The organism is Luteimonas sp. gir (assembly GCF_037198055.1).
In the GTDB taxonomy this organism is placed as follows: Bacteria; Pseudomonadota; Gammaproteobacteria; order Xanthomonadales; family Xanthomonadaceae; genus Luteimonas; species Luteimonas citri_A.
Window position 1 is genome coordinate 1 of the sequence record NZ_JBBAXQ010000021.1, and the last position, 11,525, is coordinate 11,525.

The 11,525-nt window shown below is 69.5% G+C and carries 10 protein-coding genes; 1 reads left to right on the forward strand and 9 read right to left on the reverse strand.

Annotated features, from left to right (window positions below; all coding sequences use genetic code 11):
- Positions 1-749 precede the first annotated feature (749 nt).
- The 4 genes from guaA to folD all read right to left on the reverse strand — a co-directional run bounded on the left by guaA (position 750) and on the right by folD (position 5,464).
- Complete coding sequence (guaA, locus tag WAF18_RS17195) at positions 750-2,330, reverse strand: glutamine-hydrolyzing GMP synthase (RefSeq protein ID WP_337246191.1); 1,581 nt, start codon at positions 2,328-2,330, stop codon at positions 750-752.
- Positions 2,327-2,956 (reverse strand): hypothetical protein, encoded by a 630-nt coding sequence (locus WAF18_RS17200; protein WP_337246192.1) that lies wholly within the window; start codon positions 2,954-2,956, stop codon positions 2,327-2,329. The genes guaA and WAF18_RS17200 overlap by 4 nt, the downstream gene beginning before the upstream one ends.
- A gap of 36 nt (positions 2,957-2,992) precedes the next feature.
- Positions 2,993-4,450 (reverse strand): IMP dehydrogenase, encoded by a 1,458-nt coding sequence (gene guaB, locus WAF18_RS17205; RefSeq protein ID WP_337246193.1) that lies wholly within the window; start codon positions 4,448-4,450, stop codon positions 2,993-2,995.
- 120 nt (positions 4,451-4,570) lie between these two features.
- Complete coding sequence (folD, locus tag WAF18_RS17210; protein WP_337246194.1) at positions 4,571-5,464, reverse strand: bifunctional methylenetetrahydrofolate dehydrogenase/methenyltetrahydrofolate cyclohydrolase FolD; 894 nt, start codon at positions 5,462-5,464, stop codon at positions 4,571-4,573.
- Between the two features lie 110 nt (positions 5,465-5,574).
- Here folD and WAF18_RS17215 point away from each other — a divergent pair, with 110 nt between their 5' ends.
- Positions 5,575-5,913 carry a DUF1244 domain-containing protein gene (locus WAF18_RS17215; RefSeq protein ID WP_337246195.1) on the forward strand — a complete coding sequence of 113 codons (339 nt, stop codon included), beginning with the start codon at positions 5,575-5,577 and terminating at the stop codon, positions 5,911-5,913.
- 10 nt (positions 5,914-5,923) lie between these two features.
- On the opposite strand, the gene WAF18_RS17220 is transcribed toward WAF18_RS17215, so the two are convergent.
- The 5 genes from WAF18_RS17220 to der form a co-directional block, all read right to left on the reverse strand.
- Positions 5,924-6,943 (reverse strand): DUF2272 domain-containing protein, encoded by a 1,020-nt coding sequence (locus tag WAF18_RS17220; RefSeq protein ID WP_337246196.1) that lies wholly within the window; start codon positions 6,941-6,943, stop codon positions 5,924-5,926.
- 144 nt (positions 6,944-7,087) lie between these two features.
- Complete coding sequence (gene moeB / locus WAF18_RS17225) at positions 7,088-8,218, reverse strand: molybdopterin-synthase adenylyltransferase MoeB (protein WP_337246197.1); 1,131 nt, start codon at positions 8,216-8,218, stop codon at positions 7,088-7,090.
- 52 nt (positions 8,219-8,270) lie between these two features.
- On the reverse strand, positions 8,271-9,521 hold the full coding sequence (glp, locus tag WAF18_RS17230; protein WP_337246199.1) for a gephyrin-like molybdotransferase Glp: 1,251 nt from the start codon (positions 9,519-9,521) through the stop codon (positions 8,271-8,273).
- On the reverse strand, positions 9,499-10,086 hold the full coding sequence (locus WAF18_RS17235) for a molybdenum cofactor guanylyltransferase (RefSeq protein ID WP_337246200.1): 588 nt from the start codon (positions 10,084-10,086) through the stop codon (positions 9,499-9,501). The genes glp and WAF18_RS17235 overlap by 23 nt, the downstream gene beginning before the upstream one ends.
- The gene (gene der, locus WAF18_RS17240; RefSeq protein WP_183427064.1) at positions 10,083-11,492 is read right to left on the reverse strand and encodes a ribosome biogenesis GTPase Der; all 1,410 of its coding nucleotides are present in this window, start codon (positions 11,490-11,492) and stop codon (positions 10,083-10,085) included. The genes WAF18_RS17235 and der overlap by 4 nt, the downstream gene beginning before the upstream one ends.
- Positions 11,493-11,525 lie beyond the last annotated feature (33 nt).

Consider the following 11,525-nt stretch of genomic DNA (forward strand, 5'->3'; position numbering starts at 1 on the left):
CAGTACTATCCGAAGATAGCCCCTTCGTCTCCCAGCTCGCCGAAGCTTTCCAAGCGCTGGCAGACGAAATGAGCATCGCTCAGAACTTGGAACCGCGCCGGCTCTTCGAGGCGAAGGAGTATCGCGCAGCGGTGATCGACGCTGCTGGAGGCCACGCTGCGTCAGAGGTTGAACAAGCCACTTCGCGAAGCTGTGCAGCGCCCAATGTCCATACGCCAGCTCGTAAGCCGTGCTCTCGAAGATGGTATTTTGGACATATCCGAGCAGGAGCTTCTTCGCTGGACAAAGATCAGAAACGAAGCCGTCCACTCGGGGAAGCTGATTAGCCGGAACGAAGCTAAGGTTATCGTCGAAGGAGTTGAGGCGATCGTCGGTGTGGCGAGCGGCGCCTATAATCCAGGCATTGTACGAACCTCGCGACGAACGGGTTCATGACTGCTTACGTTTGAGCTTGTCATAGGGGAAAGCTTTCTCCTGCACCCGAGCCCACGGTCTCGGCTGACCCTTCTGCGGAGAGACCCCAGGCTGACGAAGTTCTGGGGGGCTTGTCGGAAGATTCTGCGTATTCAGCGGTTTAGCGTTAAGAAAACACCGTCAGGAGCTTCAGCTACTCTGACGGCACCTTCAAATTTCAATGCGATCACTATCGGCAAGGAACGTCACCGGGGCCGACGGCTGCAATCTCTGCCAATCGATAGCTACCAGATCGAACTCTAGCGTAGTTTCGGATGCGCTCGAATGGGCAAAAATCACTCCCACTCAATCGTAGCCGGCGGCTTCCCACTGATGTCGTACACCACGCGCGAGACGCCACGCACCTCGTTGATGATCCGGTTCGAGACGCGGCCGAGGAAGTCGTACGGCAGGTGCGCCCAGTGGGCGGTCATGAAGTCGATGGTCTCGACTGCCCGCAGCGAGATCACCCATTCGTAGGCGCGGGCATCGCCGACGACGCCGACGGACTTGACCGGCAGGAACACCGCGAAGGCCTGGCTGGTCTTGTCGTAGAGGTCGGCGCGGCGCAGTTCCTCGATGAAGATGTGGTCGGCGCGGGCCAGGATCTCGGCGTACTCGGCCTTCACTTCGCCCAGGATGCGCACGCCCAGGCCGGGGCCCGGGAACGGGTGGCGGTAGACCATCTCGCGCGGGAGGCCCAGTTCCACACCCAGGCGCCGCACTTCGTCCTTGAACAGCTCGCGCAGCGGTTCGACCAGGCCCAGCTTCATGTGCTCGGGCAGGCCGCCCACGTTGTGGTGGCTCTTGATGACGTGGGCCTTGCCGGTCTTGCTGCCGGCCGATTCGATCACGTCGGGGTAGATGGTGCCCTGCGCCAGCCACTTGGCGTTGCTGAGCTTGCCGGACTCTTCGTCGAAGATCTCGACGAACAGGTTGCCGATGATCTTGCGCTTGGCTTCGGGGTCGCTCACGCCGGCCAGCGCCTTGAAGTAGCGCTCGCGCGCGTCGATGCGGATGACGCGGATGCCGAGGCCATGCGCGCTGGAGGCATCGGCGAAGGTCGCCATCACCTGGTCGCCTTCCTGGAAGCGCAGCAGGCCGGTGTCGACGAACACGCAGGTCAGCTGGTCGCCGATGGCCTTGTGCAGCAAGGCGGCGACGACGGACGAGTCCACGCCGCCGGAAAGCCCCAGGATCACCTCGTCCTGGCCCACGGTCTCGCGCACGCGCGCTATTTGGTCGTCGATGATGTTGGCGGCGGTCCACAGCGTGGCGCAGCCACAGATGTCGACCACGAAGCGGCGCAGCAGCGCCTGGCCCTGCTTGGTGTGGGTGACTTCGGGGTGGAACTGCACGCCGTACCAGCGCTTGGCATCAAACGCGAATGCGGCCACCGGCACGCGGTCGGTGCTGGCGGTGACGGTGAACTCCGGCGGGGCGGCGCTGACGTGGTCGCCGTGGCTCATCCACACGTCCAGGCGCTGGGCGCCGGCGTGGTCGCTCAGGCCTTCGAACAGGCGGTCCTGGGCGACGATGGCCACTTCCGCGTGGCCGTATTCGCGCGCGTCGGCGGCTTCGGTCTCTCCGCCCAGCTGCTTGGCCATTGTCTGCATGCCGTAGCAGATGCCCAGCAGCGGCAGGCCGCTGTCGAACACCTGCTGCGGGGCGCGCGGCGAGCCGTGCTCGGTGGTCGATTCGGGGCCGCCGGAGAGGATGATGCCCTTGGGCGCGAACGCGGCGATCTGCTCCGGATCGTGGTCCCAGGCCCAGATTTCGCAGTACACGCCCAGCTCGCGGATGCGGCGGGCGATCAGCTGCGTGTACTGCGCGCCGAAGTCGAGGATCAGGATCTTGTCGCTGTGCAGGTCGGTCATGGGGCTCGGGTCCGGCCGTGCGTATCGGGCAACGGCGCTGAGAAGGTGGAAGTGATCTGGGTGCGAAGTGCGGTGTACTGGGCGCGCTGTGCGGGGTCGTCGTCGGACCAGTGCATCGCGAGCAGGCCTTGGGAGGTCGAGGGCGGGTCACCTGCGCTGCGCCTGTTGGGGTCAGCCCAGACGGCGACTTCGATGCGGCCGGGGCCGTCGTCGTCCGCTTGCAGCAGCGCGATCACGCTGGGGCGATCGGGCAATCCATCCACCCAGGATTGGTAATACGACGTACCGCGATACAGCGTCTCGGGGCCATAGCCAAGTTCGTCGCGCACGGCGTCGATCTGGGTGAACTGGGTCCCGGGCAAGATCACCGCATCGGGCAGGCAGCGGATGGAGAGCGTCAGCCCCCTGCCCGCCGCCGCGCGGGCCCGCCACTGGCCGGCGGCGATTGGCTCAGGTGCCCAGTCGCTGGGCAGCTCGAAGCTGGCGCCGCAGGCGCTGACGCGGTGGGTGTCTGCGCTTGCGGCGATGGCCGCGGCACTTGTCGCTGGCACGGCCGAATCACCGCGCTGCGCGGCGTCGTGATGCGCGGTGTCGTGCTGGCAGCCTGCCAGCACGATCGCGGCCACGGCGCCAATCGCAATGGGCGCGGCTCTCACGGAGCGTCAGCCGGCCTGGTAGTTCGGCGGCTGCTTGGTGATCGTCACGTCGTGGACGTGGCTCTCGCGCTGGCCGGCGCCGGTGATCTTCACGAACTGCGGCTTGGTGCGCATCTCTTCGATCGTCGCGCAGCCGACGTAGCCCATCGTGGCGCGCAGGCCGCCGGCGAGCTGGTGGACGATGCCGGCCAGAGGGCCGCGGTACGGCACGCGGCCTTCGATGCCCTCGGGCACGAGCTTGTCGGCGTCGGACGAGTCCTGGAAATACCGGTCCTTGCTGCCCTGCTCCATCGCGCCCAGGCTGCCCATGCCACGGTAGCTCTTGTAGCTGCGGCCCTGGAACAGTTCGACCTCGCCGGGCGATTCCTCGGTGCCGCCGAACAGGCCGCCGATCATCACCGTCGAAGCGCCGGCCGCGAGGGCCTTGCCGATGTCGCCCGAGTAACGGATGCCGCCGTCGGCGATCAGCGGGATGCGGTCCTGCAGGGCTTCGGCGACGAAGTCGATCGCGGTGATCTGCGGCACGCCGACGCCGGCAACGACGCGCGTGGTGCAGATCGAACCGGGGCCCACGCCCACCTTCACCGCGTCCGCGCCGGCGTCCTCGAGCGCCTTGGCCGCGTCGCCGGTGACGATGTTGCCGCCGATGACCTGGACCTTGGGATAGGTCTTCTTGACCCAGTTCACGCGGTCGAGCACGCCCTGCGAGTGGCCGTGCGCGGTGTCGACGATGATCACGTCCACGCCGGCTGCGACCAGCGCTTCGACGCGCGCTTCGGTGTCGCCGCCCACGCCGACGGCCGCGCCCACCAGCAACTGCTCGTCGGCGTCCTTGGCCGCGTTGGGGTTGTCGTGGGCTTTCTGGATATCCTTGACGGTGATCAGGCCGCGCAGCGCGAAGTCGTCATTGACCACCAGCACTTTCTCGATGCGGTGGCGGTGCAGCAGCGCCAGCACTTCGTCCTCGCCCGCGCCCTCGCGCACGGTGACCAGGCGGTCGTGCTTGGTCATGACGTTGCGCACCGGGTCGTCGAGCTTGGTCTCAAAGCGCATGTCGCGCCCGGTGACGATGCCGACCAGCTTGCCGCCGTCGACCACCGGCACGCCGGAGATGTTGCGCGCGCGGGTCAGGCGCAGCACTTCACCGATGCTGGTGTCCGGGCCCACGGTGAAGGGTTCGCGGATCACGCCGGCTTCGAAGTTCTTGACCCGGGCCACCTCGGCCGCCTGGCGTTCGACGCTCAGGTTCTTATGCACGATGCCGATGCCGCCCATCTGCGCCATCGCGATCGCCAGGCGCGCTTCGGTGACCGTGTCCATTGCCGCCGAGACGATCGGCAGGTTCAGGCGCAGGTCGCGGGTCAGCCGCGTGGCGAGGCGGACGTCCTTGGGCAGGACGATCGAGTGAGCGGGGACGAGCGAGACATCGTCGTAGGTGAGTGCTTCGGCCTGGATGCGCAGCATGCGGGGTGCCGGGGAGGAGGAAGCGCGCCATTGTAAACCCCCGGCATTGCGGATTGGAGGTCCGGGATGGAACGCTTCCGCGACAGATTGCCCCACCGGTCGCGTCGGCGAGCGCGAAGCTTACCCCTGGGGGCCGGCCGCATCCGCGGCGTCGGCCGCTTCGATGGTGTTCTGCATCAGCGTGGCCACGGTCATCGGGCCGACGCCGCCGGGCACCGGTGTGATCCAACTGGCGCGCTGGGCGGCCTCGGTGAAGCCGACATCGCCGACCAGGCGGCCGTCGTCGAGGCGGTTGATACCGACATCGATCACCACCGCGCCGGGCTTGACCCAGTCACCGGGAATCAGCCCCGGGCGGCCGACGGCGACGACCAGGATGTCGGCCTCGCCGACATGGCGGCGCAGCACGTCCGGCGGCGTAAAGCGGTGGCAGGTGGTCACCGTGCAGCCGGCGATCATCAGTTCCAGCGCCATCGGCCGGCCCACGTGGTTGCTGACGCCGACGATCGTGGCGCTCGCGCCGCGCACCGGGCGGTCGGTGTAGGCCAGCAGCGTGGTGATGCCACGCGGCGTGCACGGGCGCAGGCCGAACTGACGCAGCGCCAGGTGGCCGACGTTGGCCGGATGAAAGCCATCGACATCCTTGCGCGGGTCGATGCGCTCGATCAGCCGGCTGGCATCCTCGATGCCCGGCAGCGGCAGCTGCACCAAGATGCCGTGCACGGCGGGGTCAGCATTGAGGCGGTCGATCAGCGCGACTAGCTCGGCCTCGGTCGTGCCCACCGGCAGGTCGAAGTCGAAGGCCTGGATGCCGACCTTCTGCGCGGCGCGGCGCTTGTTGCGCACGTAGGACTGCGAGGCCGGGTCGCTTCCGACCAGCACCACCGCCAGCCCCGGGCGCGTCCCGCCGCCGGCGATCCGCGCATCCACGCGCACGCGCAGTTCGTCGAGCAGGGTGTCGGCAATGCGCTTGCCGTCGAGGATTCGGGCCGGAACGGGGTCTGCGGCGGTCATGCGGGCGTCGTGCGGCGAAAGAGCGGCCCATTGTCTCCGATTCGGGGTCCGGCTTGCAGACGTCGGCAGCACTGCCGATGCTGTGGGCCTTCCCTGCACCTGGATCGACCATGACCGATACGCCCGCGCCCACGCCCGCTCCGCTGTCCGAGGACGCCCGCATCCGCGCCGAGGCCGCGACGTTCCGGCGCCTGCGCGCGCATCTGCTCGAGGCCCGGCCCGATGTGCAGAACATCGACCTGATGATCCTGGCCGGCTTCTGCCGCAACTGCCTGGCCGATTGGTATGGCGATGCGGTCCGCGCCGAGGGCGTGGACTTCGACAAGGCCGCGGCGCGCGAGGCGTTCTACGGCATGCCGTTCGAGACCTGGAAGGCGCAGCACCAGCGCGAGGCGACACCGGAGCAGCAGGCCGCGTTCGCCGCGAGCCAACGCGCGCACGCGGGCTGAAGCTCGCGCGTCACGGGCAGCGCGGCAGGCCGTCGCCGACGCTGCACTCCACGCAGCACATCGGCGCGGAGGGCTGGCCGGGCGTGGGCAGCACCGGCGTCGGCGCCGTCGGCGAGACCAGCGGCATCGCCGGCTGCAATGCGGACAGCTCCTGCGCCGGCCGCAATTGCAGCAGCACGGCCCAGTCCTGACGGTTGGCGCTGCAGGCGTCCGGCGTGTCGGGCGTGCACGGCACATCGTCGAGCGTGCGCATCGGCAATCCGGCGAACTGCCCGCCGGCCGAGAGCGGCAGCATCCGCATGGTCACGCCGTCGAGCACGTTGCCGCCGACCAGATACGCGACATTGCTGCCCTCGGCCGCGGCGCCGACGACGACATCGCAGTGCATGCCCAGGCCGCTGTCCTCGCTGCTGAGCAATGTCGCCAGGCCGGCGAAGCCGAAGACGCGGTTGGCGGCGCGCACGTAGCACAGCAGGTCGCCGCGCGCCGGTCGTGCGCTCACCGGGTTGGCGACGCGGTAGGCGCTGGTCTCGGGGTTGCGATAGGCCGCGCGCACGTAGTCGACGTGGCTGGGCGAGCCCTCGAAGCCGGGCAACGCGGCGCGCCGTGCGGTCCAGGACACGAACGCCGCCGACCACGGGACATCGACCAGGAATGCCCGGCAGCCGGGCGACGGCGCGCCGCCGTAAGCCGCATAGGCGCACTCGCCGGCACCCGGCCGGTGCTGCAGGCGCGGCAGCAGACCCGCGCCGACCCAGTAACCCGCGACCCGGCGCCAGGCCTGCTCGCCATTGGTCAGCAGCGCGGTCTCGGCCTCGCGCACGGTGGAACCCGCGTAACGCCCGTCCGCATCGATGAACGGCCGATGCCAGATCTGGTGCTCTTCGCAGGCGACCGCGGCCAGCCGCGTTGCAGGGTCCGGCGCCGCCACCTGCATGCGCAGCAAGGGACAGGGATCGGCGGCGAAGGCGCCCAGCGGCCATGCCAGCAGCCAGGCCAGGACGAACAGACAGAGCCAGCGTGACGACATGCGCAACCTCGGGGGCGGGGGCAAGATGGGCCCCATCGTGCCCCGCCCCGTGTGAAGGCCGGCAGGCTGGCGCGCCGGGCTTACTTGGTCGTGTAGCCGCCGTTGTACGACGGCACTGACCCATCCAGTCTCGTGCGGCCCCGCTCAGCCGGCGCAGAACGCCGCGTAGTCGATGTAACCGGGGAACTCGCGCCCTGGCGCACACAGCGGGCAGTCGGGGTCGGCGCCCAGCCGGGTTTCGCGGAAGCGCATGCGCAGCGCATCGAACTGCAGCAGGCGCCCGCGCAGCGGTTCGCCGATGCCGATCAGCAGCTTGAGCACTTCGGTCGCCTGCAGCAGGCCGATCACGCCCGGCAGCACGCCGAGCACGCCGACTTCCGAGCAGTTGGGCGCAGCCTCGGCCGGCGGCGGCTCCGGGAACAGACAGCGGTAGCAGGGGCAGCGGCCGCGCTCGCGTCCGGCGTCGAACACGCTGACCTGGCCCTCGAAGCGATGCACGGCGCCATAGACCAGGGGTTTTTGATGCAGCACGCAGGCGTCGTTGAGCAGGTAGCGGACCGGGAAGTTGTCGGCGCCGTCGAGCACGACATCGACGCCGTCGATCAGCCGGTCGATGTTGGCGCTGGTCACGCGCTCGGCGACCGCCTCGATCCGCGTGCGCGGATTCAGCGCGCCGAGCGTGGCCGCGGCCGAGGCGACCTTGGGCTGCCCGATGCGGTCCTCGGCGTGGAGGATCTGCCGCTGCAGGTTGCTGCGGTCGACGACGTCGTCGTCGGCGATGCGCAGCGTGCCCACGCCGGCCGCGGCGAGGTAATACGCCGCTGGCGACCCCAGGCCGCCGGCGCCGGTCACCAGCACTGTGGCCTCGGCCAGCCGGCGCTGGCCGTCCAGGCCGACTTCGGGCAGGCGCAGGTGACGCGAGTAGCGGTCGTGGAAATCCAGGTCGATGTCGCCGTCGGGCAGCACGGTCGGCAGGTCGTCCGCCTGCCAGCGACTGGTGCCGCCCGCGACCGAGGCGACATCCGTGTAGCCGGCTGCGGCCAGCGCGTGGGCGGCCTGCAACGAGCGCCGGCCGCTCTGACAGATCAGCAGCAGCGGCGCCGCACGATCGGGCACGTGGGTCTGCGGCGCGGCTTCCAGGGTCGCGCGATCGATGCCCTCGGCGCCCTCGGCCATGCCGGTCACGCGCTCGTGGGCCTCGCGCACGTCGATCAGGCGGGCACCGGCCCGACGCCGGCGCAGGGCCTCGTCGGGAGAAATCTCGGGAATGCTCATGCGCCGATTATCGCCGGTCCACCGCGATGCACTGTGTGCATGGACGGATCGCTCAGTACGGCACGACCTCGACCACGCTATCGACTGGGTACTCGCGCGCGCCGGCCTCGAGCACGATCAGCACGTCCGAATCGGCCGCTGCCTGCATCCGGTGCGAGCCGTCGGCGGGGTTGGGTTCAACCCGCGACACGCCGTCCTCGTCGATCGACCAGCGCCCGCGCAGGAATTCCAGCCGCTCGTGATTCTTTCTCCAGGCGCCGCGCAGCCGCGCGCGGCGGACCGGACGCGGGACGCGCCGCTGCATGCCGTCGATCAGGCGCCGGCCGACCGCGAGCCAAGTGGCCAGCACAGAAACCGGATTGCCCGGCAGGCACAGGAACAGCGCTGGGCCCAGGGTGTCGCCCTCGGCCAGCAGCAATGGCATGCCCGGCTTCATCATCGTCTTCCACAGCCGCACCCGACCGCGACGTTGCAGCAGTTCGGGCAGGTGGTCCTTCTCGCCGGCCGACACGCCGCCGCAGGTCAGCACCAGATCGAAGGCCTCGCCGGCATGGCGCAGCGCGGAGGCGATCTGCGCCGGGTCGTCGGGCAGCGTCGGGAACGCCACCGGCTCCAGGCCTTCGGCGCGCAGCAGGCCCATCAGCTGCTCGCGGTTGGAGTTGTAGATCTGCCCGGGCTGCAACGGCATGCCCGGCTCGATGAGTTCGTCGCCGGTCGCAAACACCGCCACCGTCGGCCGCCGCACGACCTCCAACTGCGCCAAGCCTTGCGAGGCCGCCAGCGCGACCCGGCTCGGGGTCAGCACGTCGCCGGCATGCAGCAGGCGATCGCCGACCTTGGAATCCTCGCCGGCGCGGCGCACGTGCTGGCCCGGCCGCGGCGGCACCAGAATCTCGACCCGGTCGCCGTCGACCCGGGTGTTCTCCTTCATCACCACGGTGTTGGCGCCTTCGGGGATCGCCGCGCCGGTGGTGATGCGCAGACACTGCCCGCGCGCGATGCGTACGTCCGCGCGCGGGCCTGCGAACTGCTCGCCGACCAGTTGCAACGTCACAACGCCCTCGCCCGCCAGGTCGTGGTGGTCCAGTGCGAAGCCGTCCATCGCCGAGTTGTCGAACGGCGGCTGCGGCAAGGTGGCGACGACATCGCGCGCGAGCACGTGACCGTGCGCGCGGCCCAGCGACAGCGTCTGCACCTCGAGCACGCGTTCGGCGGCAACCGCATCGACGATCGCGCAGGCCTCGTCGAACGGCACGCGGTACGGAAAAGACGGGGCGGTGTCAGGGTGCGGCGATTCCGGCATCGATCAGATCGTCAGGCGTATTGAGGTTGCCGAAGCGTACACCCTGCAACCGGACCACCCGCATGCCGAGCCGGTGTTGCAGGGCGCGCACGGCGTAGTCGCCGCTGGCCAACGCCTTCGCGGCGCCGCGGCGCAGTGCGTCGGTCGGCCACAACGCGACCAGCGGTTGCACGCCGTCGTCGTCTTCGGCGCAGGCGCCGGTGTCGCCCGCCAGCAGCGCGAGCATCGGCAGCAGCCGGGCATCGGCATCGCACAGGTCGACCGGCAGGGTCAGCAGCCAGGGCGTGTCGACGGCGGCGGCCAGTGCGTCGAGCCCGGACATCGGTCCGGCATCGGGCGTGCGATCGACCACGGTCTCGATACCGTGGGCCGCGTAGCGCTCAAGATCGCGATTGGCGCTGACCACGAACCGCGCCGCCTGCGGGGCGAAGCGCGCGTGCCAGCGCAGCACCTGCGCCGTGCCGCCCTGCTCGAGCCAGGCCTTGTCGAGGCCGCCCAGACGCGAGCCGCGGCCGCCGGCGATCACGCCGACGGTCAGCGCTGCCCCGGTGGGCGGCGCGCTCATTTGCGCTTGACGTGCCGGATCAGCCGCTTCTTCTTGGCGACCTGGCGTTCGCTGAGCACGTTCTTCTTGTCCTTGTAGGGGTTGTCGCCCTCGCGGAACACGAAGCGCACCGGCGTGCCGACCAGCTTGAAGCGCTTGCGGAAGAAGTTCTCCAGATACCGGCGATAGCTGTCGGGCAGCGTGCGCAGGCGGTTGCCGTGGACGACGATCGTCGGCGGGTTCTCGCCGCCCGGGTGCGCGAAGCGCAGCTTGGGCGCATGCCCGCGCACGACCGGCGGCGGATTGGTCTCGGCGGCGATCTCGAGCGCGCGGGTCACATCCGACGTGCCGAACTTGTAGTTGGCCGAGGCGTGCGCGCGATGGATCGCGGCGAACAGTTCGCGCAGGCCCGAGCCGTGCTTGGCGCTGATACGCACCGCCTCGGCCCAGGGCACGAAGGCGAGCTTGCGCGACAGCAGCGCTTCGGTCTGCTCGCGCTGGTACTCACTGAGCCCATCCCACTTGTTGACCGCGACCACCAGGGCGCGCCCGGAGTCGAGCACTGCCCCGAGCACACTCGCGTCCTGGTCGGTGACGCCCTCGCTGGCGTCGATCATCACCACCGAGACCTGGGTGGCTTCGATCGCCTGGAGGGTCTTGATGATCGAGAACGTTTCCACCGCCTCGTCGACCTTCGACTTGCGGCGGATGCCGGCGGTGTCGACCAGGCGATAGCGCCGGCCGTCGCGTTCGAGATCGACCTCGATCGAGTCGCGGGTGGTGCCGGCGACCTCCGAGGCGATCATCCGCTCCTCGCCGAGGATGCGGTTGACCAGGGTCGACTTGCCGACGTTCGGGCGGCCGACGAAGGTCACCCGGATCCGCGTGGGGTCGGTATCGAGCTGCTCGGCCTGCCCGGTTTCGGGGAGTTTCTCGAGCACGTCGTCGACGAGTTCGTCGATGCCGTGGCGATGCGCCGAGGACACCGCGTGCGCATCGGTGAAGCCGTAGCGCGAGAAGTCGGCAATCGCCGCGCGCGCGTCGAGGCCGTCGGTCTTGTTGATGATCAGGAACGTCGGCTTGCCGAGCTTGCGCAGCCAGCGCAGCAGTTCGTCGTCGAGCGCCGAGGCGCCCTCGCGGCCGTCCACGACGAACAGCACCAGATCCGCCTCGGCCGCTGCGGCGCGCGACTGCTTGGCGGTCGGGCCGGCCAGTCCGGCCTCTTCCAGGTGCACGCTCTCGCCGGCGATGCCGCCGGTGTCGACCAGCGCGAACGGGCGCGCGCCGAGCCGGCAGACGCCGTAATGACGGTCGCGGGTGACGCCCGGCTCGTCGTGGACGAGCGCGTCTCGGGTGCGGGTCATCGCGTTGAACAGCGTCGACTTGCCGACGTTGGGGCGGCCCACGAGGGCGACGAGCGGGAGCATGCGGCAGGATCCGGAACGAGAGAACGGGAAGGC